The organism is Lysinibacillus sp. 54212 (assembly GCF_036662795.1).
In the GTDB taxonomy this organism is placed as follows: domain Bacteria; phylum Bacillota; class Bacilli; order Bacillales_A; family Planococcaceae; genus Lysinibacillus_B.
This window is the reverse complement of the sequence record NZ_JBAFWZ010000010.1, coordinates 75,201-92,965: the sequence shown is the minus strand read 5'-3', so window position 1 is coordinate 92,965 and position 17,765 is coordinate 75,201. Positions and strand designations below refer to the sequence as shown.

Below are 17,765 nucleotides of genomic sequence, written 5' to 3'. Positions count from 1 at the left end.
TTTTAAAACCTTCCTTGATGTTCGACTTCCCAAAATTGTAAAAAATCGAGTAATTCATGCATTGGTAATGGTTTGCTGTAATAAAAGCCTTGAATATAATCGCATCCCATTTCACGTAGTATAGCCTCTTGATGAGAGGTTTCGACACCCTCAGCCACAACTTTCATTTTTAGTCTATGTGACATTTGAATAATTGCATCAACAATTGCTTGCTTATCATCAAGTGAGCAAATTTGCTGAATAAAGCTTCGATCAATTTTTAACACATCAAGAGGGAATCTTACTAAATAACTCAGTGACGAATAGCCTGTCCCAAAATCGTCAATTGATAACTTAAACCCAAGCTGTTTTAATTTAACTAGCTTGCTTACTGTTTCGGATGCACTATTCATAACTGTGCGCTCCGTCATTTCAATCTCGAAATTTTGAGCTGATGTATTATTTTTTTCTAATATAAGCTGAATGGATTCCAAAAAATTCTGCTGCTGAAAGTGAATACTTGATACGTTTATAGCGATTGGGACCTTAGGAAATCCAGCCGCTACTAGCTGCTTATATCCTTCACACGCCTTCTCAAATATGATTTCACTTAATGGAATAATTAAACCTGTTTCTTCCGCATAGGGAATAAATTCCGCAGGGGAAACAAAGCCCAATTTTTCATTTTGCCAGCGTATAAGTGCCTCTACACCAGACACTTTCCCCGTCTTCATGCAGATTTTAGGCTGGAAGTGTAATTGAAAATCTTGATTTTCAATTGCTTTCCGTAGCTCTGAATCGAGTAACAGCACTCGCTTCGAATCCGTTTTTAAATCATCAAAATAAAAAGCATAACCGTTTCGGCCATTCTTCTTTGAATACGACATTGCCTTATCAGCACGATTAACCAGTTCTTCAGTTGTTGTACCATCATCTGGAAAAATACTAATACCTAAACTAGTTGAAACAAAAATTTCCTGATCATGGATAACTACAGGTTCTTCAATTGCGCGAACTAATTCCTCTGCAAATTTAGCTGCCTCACGAGGATGAACAATATTCGTTAATGTTATAACAAATTCGTCTCCACCATAGCGTGCCAAAATATCTTTATTTTTAAGCAGAGCTTGAATACGTCTAGCGATTTCTATTAATAGTAAATCGCCAATTGTGTGACCGAGCGTATCATTTACTTGTTTAAAACGATCTAAATCTAAGAAGAAAACAGCATGTTGAACACCACGAGATACGGCATTGCTAGATTCTAGTAACGTATTCATTCGCTCTAAAAATGCAAAGCGATTACAAACATCTGTTAAAGAATCCGTTAATGCTCTTCTTTCTAATTCATTTTCGACGATTTTTCTTTCTGACAAATCCGAAAAAATCCCACAATAATTTGTAACATTGCCATCGTCGTCCTTTACCGAGACGATTGTTAACCATTCCGGGTAGACATCCCCTGTTTTTCGGCGGTTCCAAATTTCTCCTTGCCAAATTCCAGTTTCATAAATTGTTTTCCACATCTCTAAATAAAATGACAGTTCATGGATTCCAGATTGTAATACAGACGGATTCATCCCTATTACTTCTTCACTTTTATAGCCTGTTACAAATTCAAAAGCAGGATTTACGCCAATAATCTTCTTATCTCTATTCGTAATCATGATACCTTCTGATACGTTTTCAAAGATTTTTTGGATTAAATTTTCTGGATAGCGGGATAGTAAACTCATTTTTTTATCGTCTAAAGTGAAGATACCACTCATTATTCTCACCCTTATCTCTAAAAGAAAGGCTCTCCAAATATATGGAGAGCCTTTTTATTCGTAAAAAAGCATCAATAAAATTCAATAAGCCATGTTTTGTTCCTGAGTACTCAAACAGCTTTCGCCTCGTACATCCAGGTAGTAATCATCTATCTACGAAAGAATATCTTCCGTCCCTCCATCTGTTCATTTCCTTTTGGAGAGTGCCCCTACCATAATTTGGGTTTCTCACTCGTGGGGTTTACCTCGTTCCACCTTACTTGTTTCCAAGCAAGCTACGTCACTGTGGCACCTTAGGGAAGTGTTTACCATATCCGAAGACTTAGGTATTCCTTCCGCCGTCAAGCTACTCGCTTGCCTTACCTTATTTTTTCAGTAAGCACGAACACTACGGTCATCTCAGAGCCGTGTGAGCATGGACTTTCCTCTACAACTTCTAACGAGCTGCAGCGATTACTCGAATTTTCATGATGTATAGCCTATTATACTGCAAAAAAAATATAATGACAATATAGCAGTACTAACGATTATTCATAAAGTTTACTTCCAAATACATGTTTCTCTAAATTGGATAATCGCTTTAAAATATCAAAGTTTGTATTGGAATTCGTTGGTGGCTGCACAGGTTTTCTCGAACTGTTGGATAATTCAGCTTTCAGGCGATCATTCTCTGCTTTAAGCTCTCCAATCATCTGTTCGAAAACGTCATAATCTTCCATGATTTGGTCTAAAAATTGATCAACTTGATCCATATTATAGCCCTTCATGCTTTTTTTAAATTCTTTTTCTAGAATATCTTTTGATGTTAATTTATTATTCATACACATCGCCCTTCCTTACGGTACATAAGCACATTAATTATAACATATGTAAAGGCAAATACGTGAATGAAAGTACAAGAAAATCGCCATTTAGCTTTCTTTTTCTATTTTGAGGACAATTCTACTATATCGTTTCCTCCAGCTAATCAGTTTATTTTGCTTTTGCTTCGCATCTAACTCTTCTGTAGTTTCGACAAGCTTAATCGCAACATTTGTATAATGAAGTGCACTCTGATAATTTTTCAATCTATGCTCGTATAGTATAGCTAGCTGTTCATAAGCTTGAATTTGAATCTTGATAGAGGTATAAGGTATACACTGCTCAAAGGATGAGGCTGCAAGAGTATACTGCGCCGCGCGCTTCTGTTCATGAGCTAAATAAAAATGGGCTAAACCTGTTTCCGATTTTTCAAATTGCTCTGTAACGGTCGATAATATTTCGTTGCCAGCATCTTTAAATTTTAAATCGTTATACCATTTTCCGATATTCGTATACGTTGTAGCTGAATCTTGCTTGTTTTGGTTAAAGAGTAGCTCTGTCGAATGAATATACAGCGTCACGAGCGATAGCAAGTCCCATTCATTATGCTGCAATACCTTTATTAAGCTATCAGCTATTCCACTTTTGATTGCATCTAAATAAATAACGGGTGCCAAAAAGCCAGGAATATCACCATTTCTTCTAAAACCGAGCTTCTCTTGCTCTACCTGCGTGAGCTTCATACGCTCCAAATCATTTTTCCATAATCTTTTTGTGCTATGCAGTAGATCAATTTGCTTTTGCTCACGAAGACGTGGGATGTACGACTGATTTAGTGTCCATCGCGTTTCTAGCTGCGGCCAATCAAAGCTTTTTCCATTATATGAAACGACTGTTGCACTACGTTGCCATAGCTTCGATTCAAATAAAAGAGCAGCCTCATTAGACGGATCAGCTAATACATATTGCGTTAAGATAAATTGTTCCTCATCTGTTTCTAAAAAACCGAGGAGAAAAATATGAGTTCCAACACCTTTAAGCCCAGTCGTTTCAGTATCAAAAAATAGTAGGGTGTCCTCAAATGTTACAGCATACGGATGGTCATTACCTGCCTCCTCCCAAAGTGCTATGGCATCGAATAACTGTCCGAGCTGGTAGTTTCCATGAAGGTAATCAAGCGGATATCGAACCTCTCTTTTAAAAAGCACACCGAAGTCGTTTTCAATAGGGGTTAGGCCTGCCTTTGTCCAATTATCCATATAGGTTGGCTTTGCAGGCTTTTGAAATGCAGGCTTGTCCGATTTCGCTTGTGTTTTTTTCCCTAGCATTTTTTTCATTTGCAATATTTTATTTTCGTACGACATTTCACCACATCATTTCACTTTTTAATATTGCTAATACCTTTAACACTTGACCCTTTCCTTCGTTCAAACTATCCTGTGCACCAATGCAGGATGGACAACCATTTTGACATGGACAGTTTTCCACATGCTCATAAGTTCGCTCTAATAAGGATAATAAAATATCATACACTCGCTCACTTAATCCAATGCCACCTGGGTAACTGTCATAAATAAAAATAGTTGGGCGATCATTATGCACGGCCTTCACTTGGGGCACAACGGATAAATCACTACGATCGCATTGAACAAATAGAGGGATAAAGCTTCCCATTGCATAAGCAGCTCCGTTTAATGCATCCGTCAGCATTTCCTCAGACCAGTTTTCTGGCAAATCAAAGCTCATCCATGTAGCGCTCGTATGCATTTCCATTGGAGGTAAGTGAATTTGACCGCTACCGATATTATCATGTGAATGGAAACGGATTTTAATGAGCCATAGTATAAACACACGATATTTTCAACATCGATTAATTTTTAGAAAAAAGAAAAAGAGCTGGGGTTTTCCAGCTCTTAGCTTCTTATGGCGTGTAAGGTGTAGGTTTCACCATCTGATATATGAAAGGCTTCCTGGTACAGATCATAGCCGATTAAATAGTGGCCCAGACTTCCAGCGAAAGAAAGCACGTCGTCTATCGCCTCACACGTTACGCCGTATTTATTTGTTATCCGTGTCACGGTATCGTTTTGCAGCTGCTCGTACTTTTTTACATCCATGACGCTAGCCCCCCTGCGTCAGCTGAAGATAACTCTCTACCTTTTTAGCCGCTTCTGGGTTATCAGCTAAAAACTTTTGCGTCCAATCCTCTAGCATCTCGCGTACGCTACCATAGTTTAACTTAACGATCGCATCCATTGTTAGCTTATGGTCAGCCGTCACTTTAGTATTAAAATTCGTTAATTTCCCGTCTAGTTGCTTCGTTCTAGCCATAACGCCACCCCTAAAATTATGATACCCTAAATCTATCATAAATAAATAAAGAAGTAAAGAAATAACGAATTATAACAAAGAATATATAATTTCATTTTTTATAAGAGGGGGTAACATAAGTAAAAAGAATTCCAGCAACAAAAGAAAAAGAAAAGTACCCCCTAATTAAAAATACTATATTATATATTATAAAAATAAATATTATTATTATTTATTATATATAGTATTTATTATAATTATTAATAGTATTAATAGTATTAATACTATTAATAGTGTTTTAAGTTATAGCCAGCTGGAGAGTGCTTCGTATTCTTTTGCCGACATTCGTACCATTAACTGACTTCCATCATCCAGGTTAATGACAGCTGTAGATACTTCGTTTTTCTTACCACCCACGGCTGCCCCAGCGATTAATCCGATAGGACCCGCAAGTAGACCGCCGCCGATAGCGCCTACCGCTGCTTTACCAGCGCTACGTCCTTCCTTGTGCTCCCATTCGATACTCGTAATTGTCTTTTTTACTTGTAAGCTAAGGCCTGCCTGGAATTTAACAAGCCCTGGTGTTTTCGTTTTAAACATACTGACATTCTTCCCTTGAATACCAGGAACGCCTTTGATTATTTCGAGTTTCATACTACGCATAATATTACCTACCCTTCCATAATTTACATTCATTTTAATATATACGGCGTACGGCGTAAATTGTTTCAACCAAAATAAAAAAGCCTGCTACCAAAAGGCAGCAGACAAAAAAGTTATTTTGCGGTGAATTTTACGAATTTAGGTGACGCCGTAATGTATGTGCCGCTTTTAAGTTTATACTGATACACACCTTCTACTAATTCCTTGCCTACTACGGTTAAGATCGTGTCTTTACGGACAGTACCCACAGGCTTCGTCCAGCGAGGACCGTCATAATAATTCAGCTTATCGACTATCACTTTGACAGTCCCCATTACGGCGTTCGGTGTAGCCGTAGCTGGCTTGTTAGTTAAAGGTTTTTGTGTACCCGCTGCGACGTATTTTACTCCGAAATATTTGCAGATACCTTTCGCGTGCTCCTGGGCGACTTCCAGCTGGAACGTCATATCAATCATCAATAAAGCTTCCCGCTTGTTGTCCATGAAACCATTTTCCGAAAGGATCGCAGGCATTTTCGTATGTTTTAGTACGTAGTAATTCGCAGACTTAACGCCACGCCATCGTTGCGTAGTACCTTGCTTTAGAAACTCTCCGATACATTCCGCCAGTTTTTTCCCTTTAGTCGATCCTGTACTGTAGAAAACGGTATTTCCTTCTGGATCGTACCCGTCAAACTTACCATCGAAACCGTCATAATGAATTGCCACATACGCGTCTGCCCCTGCATCGTTCGCTTTCTTAACACGTACCGCTAAAGGTGTGTCTGCGTCAGTTGGTGCGACTAATAAAACACCAAAGCCGCAGCGTGTTAATTCTGCGGCTAAAAGGTTGACTACGTGCTTATTAAATTCATTCTCTTTAATGTGACGCCCGATTTCTGAAATATACGGCGTTCGTTTTCCTGGTGTTTCTGTGCCGTGACCATCATCTAGAGCAATCAAAATTTTATTCATTATCTGCGCCCCCATACTTCCGACGTTCTTCCAGACGTTTGTTTGCTCGTGCCGTTTTGTGTTCGATTTCGTCAGCTACCCGATTCAGTACTCTTTGCGGAATCCATACTTCCCATCCAGCACGGTAGACATTCGCTGTCATACTTCGCCACATTGGCAAACCGAAGTTCCCTATAAGATAAAAGAAAGATAAATAAGGAAGCCCTAACGTCGTATCTACTCGATAAGCCAACGCTAAAATGATTAAGATAAACGAGGTACGATAGGCTCCGTTTACGCCGTACTCACTCGCATACGATCCATCTTTTTTAGCAGCTGCGCGTCCTGCTAACCAATCTAATGCTAAAACTGTAGCAAAAATCGTCATGACCGTTAGGGTAATGCCTGTCCCATAAAGGAAATTTAAAACACCTAAAATACCTGTACCGATCACTCCAGCTGTAGGGTTTGCTACTAACAGCTGGAAGTACTCTTTAATAAAATTCATCCGACCACGTCCTTTTAAATTAATAAAACCCCCTACGAAAACCGTAGAGGGCATAAAAAATAACGCTAGCTTATGCTGCGTTTACCAATCCAGTTAATTCATTATATTGTTCTTGCGTAATTCGATTATTCAGTAGAAACACATCGAGTTTTACTAGCATCTCCTCTTTAGTCCCAAACGTGCCGTTAGCAATTACTTTTTTACAATATGTGTATGTCATATTACCAATCTCCTCTTTGTTTTATAGTCCTAATTCAATTGACGACAACCTATAATCTAAATCAATCATGTACGTTGCATTCGATTCTTCTAATGCTCTAATTTGCTCACTTAAAGGCTGTTGATGCGGCTGCTCTACTTCTGGTTGATTCGGATCGGGATAACTAAATATTAGTGATTTTGTTGCTATATCCACTTTATACGACGAACATTCAGCGAAATCTTGCGAGTATTTGCCGTCAGTTAATACGATTAACCCGATAACGCCCTTTTCGTATTGATTCAGCGGTAAAACAGCTTCGTAGTCCTTATCAAAATTAACGTCCACATGATAGTTATACCCAGCGTTCCATATAAGTTCGCCCGTGTCCTTACGGTAGTAAATTTTCATTACTTTATACATTCGATCACCCCCATGCTTCCCATTCCCATGTTATACCGCTAATCCCTACCGGCAACGTAAACATCTTGTCCGTTACAATGGCACTTTGGGTATGCCCCTTAAATTGAATACCTGCACCGGTTGTGGACCCCGTAGATTCTGCGTACATAACGGTAGGCACTTTGTACAATGAGCCTGCCGGGTGTTTTTCTGTGTATACTAAGCGATAGTCATACGCCCCCTTAGCACCTTTAAATAGTATAACGGCTGGTTTGAAAGGTAAGTCATTAACCGTAGCGTAGTAGGTGTTAGTAGTACCGCCACCGTTAGCATACTCAAATACACGTACGTCTGCGCTACCCATAACCGTACCACTTACATACTTTTTCATTGTTCCCAGCTTCGCAATTAACTCTTCTAACGTGTCACCAGGTACGCCGCCGACTTTAGCAGCTAGTGCATTTTTATACGCTGTAAACTTCGCCACCACGTCCCCCAGCCCGCTAACGATCTGCGGCGTTTTCGGTTTGATTGGTAGCAGCTTGGTAAACGTCCACGTACGTATCGTTGGTTGGTGCGGTGGGTTCACGTAAATGTCGTTCGCTTCAATCGTGATCGTGTGCTTACCTAAAGTTAATGCGTCCCACTGTAGCGATAAGTCCAGGGTATGCGTACCCGCTGCGTTACGCGATCGTATAAGTACCCCGTTTAACTTCTCGTTAATCGTAACCCCGTCGCCCTCTATGTCGGTTACGGTGTACTGCTTCGTAAGCGCTACGTCGAAGGCTCCCAGGTACTCGTCTTTTCCGTCGATCGCAGGGGCTTCATTGGTGACGGGTACTAATGCTAACATGTGCCCCGCACCGTGCTGCTGGCTTGCCATTATGACTTGCATGTCAACTAGCTCGTATGACGTCTTGGCGTATGTGTAGCGGTGGTAGCAAACTGTGGTTAGTGGTTGTGACGTGTTAAAATTTAACACCACGCGTTCATAGTTCGGCGGTGTCGTGAAATTCATGTTTGAGACATACGCTATAGCATTTAATAACAGTAAACTACCTTTAGGTATGCCGCTAAACGGTGCGGGCGTTGCTGCATTACTATTAGAATAACGCGGCGCCCCCGTGCTTATTACGTCTTTTACATTACGGTATACTGTAGCGTTACCGAAAGCTACGGCTGCAGCGGAAAGCGTTATAAGTGCGTCCTTCTCGGTCCCTTGTAACCTAGCATAAGCTATTACTATACGCTTGTTCGTGTTAACTACTACGTTTTCTAGCAAAGTGTAGCCGCTGGGTAATGTCACAACTACGTCGCCTATCGTACTAAATGCAATTACCGAAACGTCCCCAGGTTGTATACTCGATGGGAAGGTAATAGGTATCGAGTCTGTTGCAACCCCGCCCACGCCTAAAGAACGTAATTGCGCTGCGTCTATAGTTTCTACCTGCTTTTTGTCTATGGTCGGTATTTCGTAGTCAATCGTTAGCTGCGGGAATCCTGCACTTGCGGTGCTTCTGGTTCCCGCGAAATTACCTGCGAACGCGGCGCTTTCGTTCCCTTTTAACAAAATACCGAAAGCTGTACCGTTAACCATTTCTTGTACAATGCTAGTTACGTCAACTGTGTACTTTATTGAGCTAGACGCTTCACGCAAAAATGTTACTACTATAGTCGGATCATATGTGGGTTTCGTGTTCCAGGTTACAGTCTTGTAGTCGTACGGTTCTTTTATTGCGTGCACGTCTACTAAAAAGCTACCACCGGCGTTTGACTCTGGGGGAATGTATAAACTAGCTTTAGTAATAACCGCACCGTTTGGGATAAGCCCTAAGTCTACGTTTATAAGCGATTCGTATTCGTGTACGGGGTTACTACTTTGTTTCCCTACGGTCAAATTCCCGACAGTCGATCGGTTATTATTAGGGTACGGACTATCTACGAACACGTCATACCAAGACGTATTTGTCCTATTTAGTATTACTTGTGGCATTTGTTATCACCATCCTTTACATCAAAATAAGGGTGTTAATGTCTTCGCGTAAGCTCGCTACGTCGGCGGCAGCTAACCCACCCCCTTTAGACTGTAAGGTAAAATTTGTAGTTGTCGCGTTGTAGCGAAACGGGTAAATTCCCCCAGCCTTTAGGGTGTCTGCTTCCAGGGCTTCACCGTCCACTGTTAATGCTACAGCTCCCAGGCTATTGACGTTTAATGTTGCAGCGCCCGTGTTTGCAGCTGGTGCTTTAAAGGCTATTGCCATACCGTCGACTAACTCTGTAGGCGCTGGCGTCAAGGTTACGGCGTATGCGTTGCCTACGTTCGTTGCTACGGCGTAGCCTGGGTGCTTTACGTAATCCGCCTCATGCTTTTCAGCTTCTACCTTACTCGCAGCCGCTTCATCAATCTTTTGTATTAAAGACAGTAGCGCAGCCCGTGTATTATTTTCGTTCCCTAAAGGTATAGGCAACTGTAAATTATCTGTATATGTTGGCATTTTCTAACCCCCTTAAGGTTTGTATGTTTCGAATTCGTCCCATGTCAAATTAAGAGCGTCCATCTGATCCCAGGTTAAATTAAGAGCATCCGTCTGATCCCAAGTTAGGAATGAGAACTCGTACTCTACTCCCAGGTGTGCGTGAACAATATTATCAATCACCGCTTTTAGATCGTCTAAGTTAGGTGGCACGCCGTACTTACCTACGAACTTCACAATAATTGATCCTTTCGGAATATCTACTGTTACGTTAACGTCGCCCCCGCTAAACGCTTCCGCCACCGATTCGATTAACGCTGCGGAAAATTGCCCGAAGCCTCGCCATTTAGACAATACGCGACTACGGCGTATGTCGTAACTGTCCGCTTCATTAGTAGGGATTTTTAATTTTTCTTCCCAATATTTAAGGCCCCATGTAGCCGTTAAAATTCGCAGTTGCTTTCGTATTTCCTCGTTCGTAGCGTCTACATTGTCCAGCTCCGTAGCTATGGAACTTTGTATGTCCTTATATAGAAAAGATTCTTGATAGTAGTCTGGCCCACCGTCTACCATACGCTGCGCTCGTTCGCTCATGGCCATTAGATCGTCACCGTCCCTAGTACGCACACCTGGTCTACAGCTGGGGAAATGTCCGCCGTAGCACCGTTAATTAACAAGTCACTGTAGTTACTTACACCAGGTGTGCTAATTAATAATGCTCCTTCTTTGTTGTAGACTAACGGCGTGTCAGTGAACGCTAGTGACGTAATGTACTCGGCTGACATTGCTTCGAACGCTTTTTTTACTGCCGCTGGATCATAGCCCGCCGTATAAGTCACGTTAGCCGAAATATTAACTTCTAACGCCGTAGCAGATACAACCGTAACTTGTGCCCCACATGGTGCCTTTCCTTCACCTAGCCCTGTACTTCCAGGATCTAAATATGTTTGTACGGCTTCTACTAAGGAAGGTGAGGCTGGCTTTTTCTCTGCATCTACAATGACGACTTTCACGGTATTGTTGCCGTTCCAGCGTGGGATAACCCGACAGTCACCGACGCCCGCTACACCTAAAACCCAGGTACGATAGTCGTTTTTATTACCGCCTGTGTCGGGGTTGTTTACTTTAAACTCGTAACGTGCGTAAGCCGATTCGTCGGTCTCTTTGTCTGTACCTTTTTCGTAAGTACCTAGATCGACAATTGACCGTATCCCAGCGATAGGCGGCACAAACGTAATTTCCGTACCTGTTGCTAGATTCGCCATAGTACCAGGCTCTAACGCTGTAATATTCACGTTAAGCGTACTGTTTGTTGCGAACTCGGTTAGCACATCGACAGTGTACTCGATAGGGTCCCCTGTACTGCTGTCTGTAATAATAGCGCTGGCTGTATGTCCAGCTTCGATACGCACCCCTGCGTCAGCTGTGACACTTAATGTGCGCTTATTTGTAGTAGCAGCGTTTCGCTTTAGTCCTACTTCCGCAAGTAGTAAGTCCAGGTACTCTTCTTCTGCGTATTGTGCGTGGCCGTTTTTTAAAATGGTGTCCTGATTAACTTGCAGCTGCTTAATTTCTTCTGGGACCGTCGCTACTGTGTCATACACAAAGTCGCCTGGCTCTTTTCTCCAGGAATCGTCTACCCTTGAAAGTACACGATCACGAATAGTACTTTCGTTTTCTTCGAACACAGGTGTAAATTTCTTTCTAACCATTTAAACTCACCCCTTCCAGCTGTACATCTACTCCGAAAATCGATTTAATTGTACAGCTCATATAAGCAGCGTCTGTTTCGTTTCGACCTTCTAAAGAAGACCTACTTACTTCCACATCTAGTACGTCCGTGATCCAGGGGTCGTATATTAGTGCTTCGACAATCGCCCTTTTCATTTCTTCGAGCTTCACTTCGTCGCTAATGTCCTGCTTTTTAACAAGATCCACGTCGCTGCCGTATTTGTGGTGTAAGTCTTCGTTATCAAGGTCGGCATAAATTAAATAAACACCTCGAATAGTGTTTAAAGCTTTCATCGTAATATGCTGTACGGCTTCCGCCCCGCTTACTGTTTTTACGTTACCTTGCATATCACGTATGAAGTCTCCTTTTTCCCAATCAAAGACAGGTACTCTTTTATCTTGCTCACTCACCGCACCAGCCCCCTTACTTTACTTCTTTAATCAGACCGTTATCGAATACGATTGTTTTATTATCTGCGCTAATAAAAGTGCCCTTCACGCCTTCACCATCTATTTTTTCGAGAAGCCCAAAGCGTGTACCATTTCCGACGATAGGTAGAGCGAAGTATCGTGCCCCTTCTTCCAGCGGTAATAGCCTTATCGGTACTTCGAAAATATCTATATCTACAGGTATTTTCGCGCCTTCAAAAACAAAAGTAGCTTCTGGCTCCACAGTGATTACTTTCACAACTAAAAGCCCAAAACCACCAGGTTTCGAGCTGTTGTTCTGCGGCCGATTTCCGCCCCTCATTAACTTAAGTAAGTCCACGTCGTTATTCGTTTTTGCCATACGTAAACTCCTTTACTTTTTCTTGTTCGGATTGGTAGTCGCGTCTTCGTACTTGATTTCGGGAATAGACGCACTCTTTTCTATGTCCATCGCTACCGTGATATAGTCAGAGCTGTATATTTCCTGCGTAACATTCCGAATATGGTAAGCGCCTATTATGCCCGTCTGTTTCTCTTCAACGTAGATTACGTCGCCAGAATAGAAAATCGGCATATTACCAGGGTTAAAGCCGTCAATTTTCGATGATACTTTAATCTTCGAAAGTTTACTTAGTAGGTCACGTGCTTTGCTTTCCATTTTGGCAGCTTCATCTTTATTCACTTCTTCAAAATGCTGTAGCTTTCCGAAAAGGTTATAATTCGTATCATGTTTTCGCACTACAACCTTACCTGTTTCACGGTTTACCAGCTTCACTTGTGTTACGATTTCCTCGGCACTTTCTTCGTATGAAGCCTTCGTTAAATTAACACCCACCTGGAAAGCCCAGACCTCTTTCGGTACAACCCTTTCGAAAAGGTACAATCCAAAGTTATTTACAGAGGGGTCAAAACGAAACCAATAGTTTTTACCGCCAGCCTGCTTTGTGCGTGCTAGCACGTCTACAGCTATTTCGTCGGGGTTTCCGTTTTGATACCACAAAGCGGGTAATACAACCTTCGTATTAGCTAACTTTGCGATTCTTACGCCTGTCTTTTTAGCTAGGTCTTCGAATACTTTATTAGCCGTAACTGTGTTCTTTTTATAGTAATAATCGTCTGGGTTATTTTTAAAATAAAAAAGAGGGTCGTACGCCGTAAGGCTTGCTTGCCCCGTCTCGTCCAACCCTCTTTTTAATATGCTACCAAAGAATAAACGCTTGTCGTTATTCCACAGCTCTACTGTTTTTCCTAGCAAGGTGTTAAGTAGCTTGTCGTTCTGTATTTGTAGTGTCAGCCCTCTACACACGGCTTCTGTCTGATCGTCGATTGTCGGCGCTACCGTTAGTATCTCCGCTAAACTATAACCCGCTACACGAACATCAATCATACCTTTAACACCTGCCCTGGTTTAATTTTATTCGGGTCTGACCCGATTACCTTTTTGTTAGGCTCATATAGCTTTGCGCGCCAATCCTTGATACCTAACTTTTTCGCAATTCTTATAAGAGTGTCCCCTCTAACCACTGTGTAAGTTTTAGCAGTTGCTTGAGGCTTAACCGCCTCACGATCTGCGGACTGCTTTGTCCCTTTAGCGGGCGCCGTACCCCCGATAGTAAGCTTTTTCGGCTTCACTTCACGACGTTCACGGAAATTAATGCTGTATTTTATGTCACCCTCGTACCCTGTGAATTCAGGGTTAAAGCTCTGTATAAACATTTTTTTGTTGATAGCTAACACAGGACAAATCACTTGCACAGTGGCACGGGATTCCTTTAATTCTTCGAAAATCTTTTTATATTCTAAAGGCTTTCGAAGCCTTGATTTATCAATGACAACATAACCTGGATCGTGCCGAGCTGGGAACTCCGCATTCCAGCCAAAGCTGTCTAGATCACGACCATTCGGGACTTCGACATTCCCCAGGTCTAATATGTTAATGCTGTGTACGGACGTATCACCATTCGTATATTGAATAGTAGGGGGTAGCACAGGAAAGCCGTAGTAAATATTCCGCTTAATATCGAGTACAATAAGCTCTACTTTCAGCTGTTTAATCACCTAGCAATACCCCCATTTCTGCCGAACTTAAAATTTCATCCGCATTTTTTAAACGCTCGAATAGTATCGCAATAATTTCTTCTGCTAACTGTTTCGGGTCTTTCCCAGCTGCATCAATTTTTAGCTCACCTATTAATCTTTCGATGATTATCTGCTTGCTTCCGCCACCTTTAGCTGTAGCTGTAGACCCCGCAGGATTCACCTTGCCAGCCTGTACATTTACGCCTGGTGTAGTTCCTAGAGCGTTATTCATAGCATCCGTTAGAGCATTCTTTTGTTTTGCCATCCCTTCGGCCATCGTCGTAAGGATTTTACTACCGTTCAGCGTTAAATTACTTAAAGGTCCTGTTTTTGCATCAGAGAATGGTAAGTACTCTCGCACTTTTCCTAATACACTTTTAACAGCGTCAACAGGGGCAGAAGCTGCCGCCATAATACCGTCAGCTAGTGTTTGTAAAATCGCCTTTCCGCTATCGAAGAACAGCGTTTTCAGCCCACTAAAGAACGATGTTATACCGTCCCATACGCCCGAAAGCATATCGACCATACTCTGCCAAGCCGTGTCCCAATCCCCGCGTAAAATAGCTAGTCCAGCCCCTATTAGACCAGACACGATAGACCAGGCGACTTGTACAATTCCGCTTATAATCTGCCAAATTCCAGAGAGGACTGTAGCGATATACTGAAAACTACCGATTATCATAATTTTTACAAATTCTACGCCAGACATGAGGTACGAAGATATATAAGCCCAGGCAATTTGTATGATCGCACTTATGGATGACCAATGAGTACGGACCCAATTAACGAGTGTAAGAAAGCCTGCAACAACACCATTAATAAAGGTCATAATAACAGGTAGGATCACTGTTTTGAAACTTGTAAAAATACTTAATGCTACTTGCCCTAATTTTTGTAGGATAGGCATAACCGCTGTAACGATTTTAGACCACAGTTGTTGCAGCACAGGTAAAAATGTTAGCAGTTTAGCTTTTACTACGTCCCAACCGCCTGCTAAATTTATTAAATAACCGATTAGTAAACCTACTGCTATAACAATTAACATAACAGGGTTCATCGACATAACTGTATTAAGCGCTAGTTGTGCCGCTGCTACAATTTTACTCCAAGTATTCACCAACTTTAAGTACGTAAAATACAGTAGAAATGCCGTGGCTATACCTATAATGTAGGGTTTAAACTTCGGGAAATTCGTCAAGAAGTAGGTACCTACGGAAATGAGAACACCACCTATTTTTTGAAGCACCCCAGCTGCTAAACCAAAAGCCGAAGCAGCAAAACTCCCGAAAGCTTTTACACCGTCAACAATATCCCATAACATGTTATTAAAATTCGAAGCGCCCTCTACGCCGAATAACCTTACAAAATACGATTGGTCTCCGCTCCCTGCCATCATGTCAAAGATAGCTTTAAACGGTGCGGCTATAGCTCCTACCACTTTACCTACGAGTGACAAACCGCTTTGTGCGCTTGCTACAAATCTGTCGACTGCTCCGCTATCCTCTAAGTAATTCAGCCAATCTAAGAAGCCTTGTAAGCCTGCCTTCGCTTTCTCGAAAAGCGGTTCCCCTAATTTTCGGCCCATACTCCCCATGAAGTCCTGTGCGTTACTAATCATGCCCTTGAAGCTTTTAGACTGCATTTCCATACCGCCCTCGAAGCGTTTCTCCATAAGTGCAAAAAGCGCCTCGTTAAAGGCTTCCTGGTCGGTTATTTGTCCTTTTTTATTTACAGGGTTTTTACCCATTAATTTAGCCTGTTCTTCGAGCATACCTTTCGTAATACCAAACTCTTTCAGACGCTCTAATTCGCCTGTCTGCGCGTCTGCCACGGCTTCCACGGCTTGCATAAGGTCTTTCCCCATTACAGAAGCCATGTCCCCCGTAATGCCCAGCACCTTTTTACTTTCGATTCCGTAAGATTCTAGGCGGGTTGTCGCTTCGATGATTTCAGGAATTTCGAAAGGTGTTTTAGCGGCGAATTTTTCCGCCCAACCTAATTGAGCTATCGCTTTTTCTTGCGATCCTAGTACAACGGTTAATGTGTTTTGGTATTGCTCCATATCGGCGTTGGCACCGACTAGCCAATTATAAGCCCCTTTAATTGCCATACTTCCAGCAAGGGCTGTGATTACACCCTGTAGACTAAACAGCTTTTCTCTTAAGCTGGTAGCCTGCTTCCCCTGGTCTTCCAACTGTCGGGACGCTGTACCAGCAGAAGCAGCAAAACGACCGTTAGCTTCTCTTAGGCGTCCGCTGCTGTCATGGTAACGACCCATTGCTTGATCTAAATCGATCACTTCTTCGCTAAAGTTTTGTGTAGCGCGTATCGCTTGTGACATGCTGCTCGAATAGCTGCCTGTGTTTAAATTGATACGTGCCCCCATTGTAAATTCACGTGCCATCTACTTGCCCCCTTTTCTCGCCTCTTTCGCCGCTTTTTCTTCCGCGTCGATTTTCAGCTGGGTAGCCTGGTAAACAAACTCTTTCTCTAACGGCGGTAAATCTAGAATTTCGTGGGGCAGTCTGCCTTTATCATTCCAGATATACGCAAGCAGTTGCGCTTCGCCGTTAGATTTTAGGAGTTTTTTACTTCTGCTTCGACCGCCTTTTTCGCTTTCTTACCGAAGCCACTAATATCTTGCACAACCATAGCTGCGTTAAAGATTTCACCTGGTGAGAGTAATTTCTCTACCGCCTGGTCCGCCGTTGTTACGGCTAACTTGTCTAATAGTTGTTTATTAGCGAACGAGAAATCACTGCGCGTGTCCTTGTCTGCCGCTGCGATAATTACACGGATCATTAGTTTGTCGTCGTCGATATCTGGCTTCATTCCGCCCGTACCGTCTGGAACAAATTGCATACAGTCTTTTTTAATCGTTTTGTATTCCTTGTTTTCTAACGCCGTAACAGGAATATCCGCCTTTAACTTTTCACAAGAGATTGCATCCTGTTTTAGTTTTTGCAGATCCCCAGCATCCGCCCCTAATACGTCTTCTAAAGAAAGGAATTTTGACATACTATTTACCTCTTTCCGTTGTGTTTTTTGCAAAATAAAAAGGACGCCGTAGCGCCCTTTTGTTAACCGTCAATTGTTTGTAAGAATCGGAAATCATCAAATGTAAAATCGAAGTCTAGTTCGACAAATTCTTCTACGTTGTAATTTAGCAACTTTGTACCGTCAAAGCTCACGCCGATAAACAGGATAGCTTCTTCGCCGTTCGCTGTCGGGTCTGCTAATTTTCCTACGTAGTTATATTTGCCGTGAGGGTTCTCCGCAATCTTCTTTTGTAAACGACTGTCCGTTTTTAAGATGGTGAATGACCCACTTGCTTCACCGCCTGTTACTTTATGTGATTTTAAAAATTTACCTGGTACTGTGTAGGTTTCTTTGTTGTAATCCAGGTCTGAATCGAACTCTTGCGTTAATTGTACTTGCTGCCCGTTCTCGTCATACAAAAAACCATACAAGCCATTAATAGGTTCCATA

At 42.0% G+C, this 17,765-nt stretch carries 21 protein-coding genes, 1 other RNA gene and 2 pseudogenes; all 24 read right to left on the bottom strand.

Annotated features, from left to right (window positions below; all coding sequences use genetic code 11):
• Positions 1-2: 2 nt before the first annotated feature.
• The 24 genes and pseudogenes from V4T18_RS09265 to V4T18_RS09155 all read right to left on the bottom strand — a co-directional run bounded on the left by V4T18_RS09265 (position 3) and on the right by V4T18_RS09155 (position 17,764).
• Positions 3-1,748 (bottom strand): putative bifunctional diguanylate cyclase/phosphodiesterase, encoded by a 1,746-nt coding sequence (locus tag V4T18_RS09265; protein ID WP_332648917.1) that lies wholly within the window; start codon positions 1,746-1,748, stop codon positions 3-5.
• A gap of 80 nt (positions 1,749-1,828) precedes the next feature.
• An RNA gene (gene rnpB, locus V4T18_RS09260) (RNase P RNA component class B) lies at positions 1,829-2,213 on the bottom strand.
• Between the two features lie 62 nt (positions 2,214-2,275).
• Positions 2,276-2,569 (bottom strand): cell division regulator GpsB, encoded by a 294-nt coding sequence (gene gpsB / locus V4T18_RS09255; RefSeq protein ID WP_332648916.1) that lies wholly within the window; start codon positions 2,567-2,569, stop codon positions 2,276-2,278.
• 90 nt (positions 2,570-2,659) lie between these two features.
• Positions 2,660-3,886 carry a ribonuclease H-like domain-containing protein gene (locus V4T18_RS09250; RefSeq protein WP_332648915.1) on the bottom strand — a complete coding sequence of 409 codons (1,227 nt, stop codon included), beginning with the start codon at positions 3,884-3,886 and terminating at the stop codon, positions 2,660-2,662.
• A gap of 28 nt (positions 3,887-3,914) precedes the next feature.
• A pseudogene (locus V4T18_RS09245) lies at positions 3,915-4,379 on the bottom strand (Zn-binding domain-containing protein); the annotation flags it as partial.
• Between the two features lie 83 nt (positions 4,380-4,462).
• On the bottom strand, positions 4,463-4,666 hold the full coding sequence (locus V4T18_RS09240; RefSeq protein WP_332648914.1) for a hypothetical protein: 204 nt from the start codon (positions 4,664-4,666) through the stop codon (positions 4,463-4,465).
• 4 nt (positions 4,667-4,670) lie between these two features.
• A complete protein-coding gene (locus tag V4T18_RS09235; RefSeq protein WP_332648913.1) occupies positions 4,671-4,880 on the bottom strand; it encodes a hypothetical protein in 210 nt (69 codons plus the stop codon).
• Positions 4,881-5,162: 282 nt separating this feature from the next.
• Entirely contained in the window at positions 5,163-5,513 is a 351-nt protein-coding gene (locus tag V4T18_RS09230) for a hypothetical protein (RefSeq protein WP_332648912.1), read from the bottom strand.
• Positions 5,514-5,635: 122 nt separating this feature from the next.
• Positions 5,636-6,475 (bottom strand): N-acetylmuramoyl-L-alanine amidase, encoded by an 840-nt coding sequence (locus V4T18_RS09225; RefSeq protein WP_332648911.1) that lies wholly within the window; start codon positions 6,473-6,475, stop codon positions 5,636-5,638.
• A complete protein-coding gene (locus V4T18_RS09220) occupies positions 6,468-6,962 on the bottom strand; it encodes a phage holin family protein (protein WP_332648910.1) in 495 nt (164 codons plus the stop codon). Before V4T18_RS09220 ends, V4T18_RS09225 begins: the two co-directional genes overlap by 8 nt.
• Before the next feature lie 70 nt (positions 6,963-7,032).
• The gene (locus V4T18_RS09215) at positions 7,033-7,182 is read right to left on the bottom strand and encodes a hypothetical protein (RefSeq protein WP_332648909.1); all 150 of its coding nucleotides are present in this window, start codon (positions 7,180-7,182) and stop codon (positions 7,033-7,035) included.
• A gap of 21 nt (positions 7,183-7,203) precedes the next feature.
• On the bottom strand, positions 7,204-7,584 hold the full coding sequence (locus tag V4T18_RS09210; RefSeq protein WP_332648908.1) for a hypothetical protein: 381 nt from the start codon (positions 7,582-7,584) through the stop codon (positions 7,204-7,206).
• Positions 7,585-7,588: 4 nt separating this feature from the next.
• Entirely contained in the window at positions 7,589-8,458 is an 870-nt protein-coding gene (locus V4T18_RS09205) for a hypothetical protein (RefSeq protein ID WP_332648907.1), read from the bottom strand.
• A gap of 597 nt (positions 8,459-9,055) precedes the next feature.
• Positions 9,056-9,556: pseudogene (locus tag V4T18_RS18340) on the bottom strand (DNRLRE domain-containing protein); the annotation flags it as partial.
• A gap of 16 nt (positions 9,557-9,572) precedes the next feature.
• Complete coding sequence (locus V4T18_RS09200) at positions 9,573-10,058, bottom strand: hypothetical protein (protein WP_332648906.1); 486 nt, start codon at positions 10,056-10,058, stop codon at positions 9,573-9,575.
• Positions 10,059-10,070: 12 nt separating this feature from the next.
• The gene (locus V4T18_RS09195) at positions 10,071-10,631 is read right to left on the bottom strand and encodes a putative phage tail protein (protein WP_332648905.1); all 561 of its coding nucleotides are present in this window, start codon (positions 10,629-10,631) and stop codon (positions 10,071-10,073) included.
• 5 nt (positions 10,632-10,636) lie between these two features.
• Entirely contained in the window at positions 10,637-11,749 is a 1,113-nt protein-coding gene (locus V4T18_RS09190) for a baseplate J/gp47 family protein (protein ID WP_332648904.1), read from the bottom strand.
• Entirely contained in the window at positions 11,742-12,179 is a 438-nt protein-coding gene (locus V4T18_RS09185) for a DUF2634 domain-containing protein (RefSeq protein WP_332648903.1), read from the bottom strand. The genes V4T18_RS09190 and V4T18_RS09185 overlap by 8 nt, the downstream gene beginning before the upstream one ends.
• A 13-nt stretch (positions 12,180-12,192) precedes the next feature.
• On the bottom strand, positions 12,193-12,558 hold the full coding sequence (locus tag V4T18_RS09180; RefSeq protein WP_332648902.1) for a hypothetical protein: 366 nt from the start codon (positions 12,556-12,558) through the stop codon (positions 12,193-12,195).
• Positions 12,559-12,570: 12 nt separating this feature from the next.
• Positions 12,571-13,584: an XkdQ/YqbQ family protein gene (locus tag V4T18_RS09175; protein ID WP_332648901.1), complete on the bottom strand. Its 1,014-nt coding sequence runs from the start codon at positions 13,582-13,584 to the stop codon at positions 12,571-12,573.
• Positions 13,581-14,255, bottom strand: coding sequence for a LysM peptidoglycan-binding domain-containing protein (locus V4T18_RS09170; protein ID WP_332648900.1), 675 nt, complete (start codon positions 14,253-14,255; stop codon positions 13,581-13,583). The genes V4T18_RS09175 and V4T18_RS09170 overlap by 4 nt, the downstream gene beginning before the upstream one ends.
• Positions 14,248-16,680, bottom strand: coding sequence for a hypothetical protein (locus V4T18_RS09165; RefSeq protein WP_332648899.1), 2,433 nt, complete (start codon positions 16,678-16,680; stop codon positions 14,248-14,250). Before V4T18_RS09165 ends, V4T18_RS09170 begins: the two co-directional genes overlap by 8 nt.
• A 173-nt stretch (positions 16,681-16,853) precedes the next feature.
• Positions 16,854-17,294 (bottom strand): phage tail assembly chaperone, encoded by a 441-nt coding sequence (locus V4T18_RS09160; RefSeq protein ID WP_332648898.1) that lies wholly within the window; start codon positions 17,292-17,294, stop codon positions 16,854-16,856.
• 62 nt (positions 17,295-17,356) lie between these two features.
• Positions 17,357-17,764 (bottom strand): phage tail tube protein, encoded by a 408-nt coding sequence (locus tag V4T18_RS09155; protein ID WP_332648897.1) that lies wholly within the window; start codon positions 17,762-17,764, stop codon positions 17,357-17,359.
• Between the last annotated feature and the right edge of the window lies 1 nt (position 17,765).

What these genes read in the sequence shown, in the direction of transcription:
- V4T18_RS09265 (WP_332648917.1), bottom strand. Translation starts at nt 1,748, where the DNA reads ATGAGTGGTATCTTCACTTTAGACGATAAAAAAATGAGTTTACTATCC.
- gpsB (WP_332648916.1), bottom strand. Translation starts at nt 2,569, where the DNA reads ATGAATAATAAATTAACATCAAAAGATATTCTAGAAAAAGAATTTAAA.
- V4T18_RS09250 (WP_332648915.1), bottom strand. Translation starts at nt 3,886, where the DNA reads ATGAAAAAAATGCTAGGGAAAAAAACACAAGCGAAATCGGACAAGCCT.
- V4T18_RS09240 (WP_332648914.1), bottom strand. Translation starts at nt 4,666, where the DNA reads ATGGATGTAAAAAAGTACGAGCAGCTGCAAAACGATACCGTGACACGG.
- V4T18_RS09235 (WP_332648913.1), bottom strand. Translation starts at nt 4,880, where the DNA reads ATGGCTAGAACGAAGCAACTAGACGGGAAATTAACGAATTTTAATACT.
- V4T18_RS09230 (WP_332648912.1), bottom strand. Translation starts at nt 5,513, where the DNA reads ATGAAACTCGAAATAATCAAAGGCGTTCCTGGTATTCAAGGGAAGAAT.
- V4T18_RS09225 (WP_332648911.1), bottom strand. Translation starts at nt 6,475, where the DNA reads ATGAATAAAATTTTGATTGCTCTAGATGATGGTCACGGCACAGAAACA.
- V4T18_RS09220 (WP_332648910.1), bottom strand. Translation starts at nt 6,962, where the DNA reads ATGAATTTTATTAAAGAGTACTTCCAGCTGTTAGTAGCAAACCCTACA.
- V4T18_RS09215 (WP_332648909.1), bottom strand. Translation starts at nt 7,182, where the DNA reads ATGACATACACATATTGTAAAAAAGTAATTGCTAACGGCACGTTTGGG.
- V4T18_RS09210 (WP_332648908.1), bottom strand. Translation starts at nt 7,584, where the DNA reads ATGTATAAAGTAATGAAAATTTACTACCGTAAGGACACGGGCGAACTT.
- V4T18_RS09205 (WP_332648907.1), bottom strand. Translation starts at nt 8,458, where the DNA reads ATGCAAGTCATAATGGCAAGCCAGCAGCACGGTGCGGGGCACATGTTA.
- V4T18_RS09200 (WP_332648906.1), bottom strand. Translation starts at nt 10,058, where the DNA reads ATGCCAACATATACAGATAATTTACAGTTGCCTATACCTTTAGGGAAC.
- V4T18_RS09195 (WP_332648905.1), bottom strand. Translation starts at nt 10,631, where the DNA reads ATGAGCGAACGAGCGCAGCGTATGGTAGACGGTGGGCCAGACTACTAT.
- V4T18_RS09190 (WP_332648904.1), bottom strand. Translation starts at nt 11,749, where the DNA reads ATGGTTAGAAAGAAATTTACACCTGTGTTCGAAGAAAACGAAAGTACT.
- V4T18_RS09180 (WP_332648902.1), bottom strand. Translation starts at nt 12,558, where the DNA reads ATGGCAAAAACGAATAACGACGTGGACTTACTTAAGTTAATGAGGGGC.
- V4T18_RS09175 (WP_332648901.1), bottom strand. Translation starts at nt 13,584, where the DNA reads ATGATTGATGTTCGTGTAGCGGGTTATAGTTTAGCGGAGATACTAACG.
- V4T18_RS09165 (WP_332648899.1), bottom strand. Translation starts at nt 16,680, where the DNA reads ATGGCACGTGAATTTACAATGGGGGCACGTATCAATTTAAACACAGGC.
- V4T18_RS09160 (WP_332648898.1), bottom strand. Translation starts at nt 17,294, where the DNA reads ATGTCAAAATTCCTTTCTTTAGAAGACGTATTAGGGGCGGATGCTGGG.
- V4T18_RS09155 (WP_332648897.1), bottom strand. Translation starts at nt 17,764, where the DNA reads ATGGAACCTATTAATGGCTTGTATGGTTTTTTGTATGACGAGAACGGG.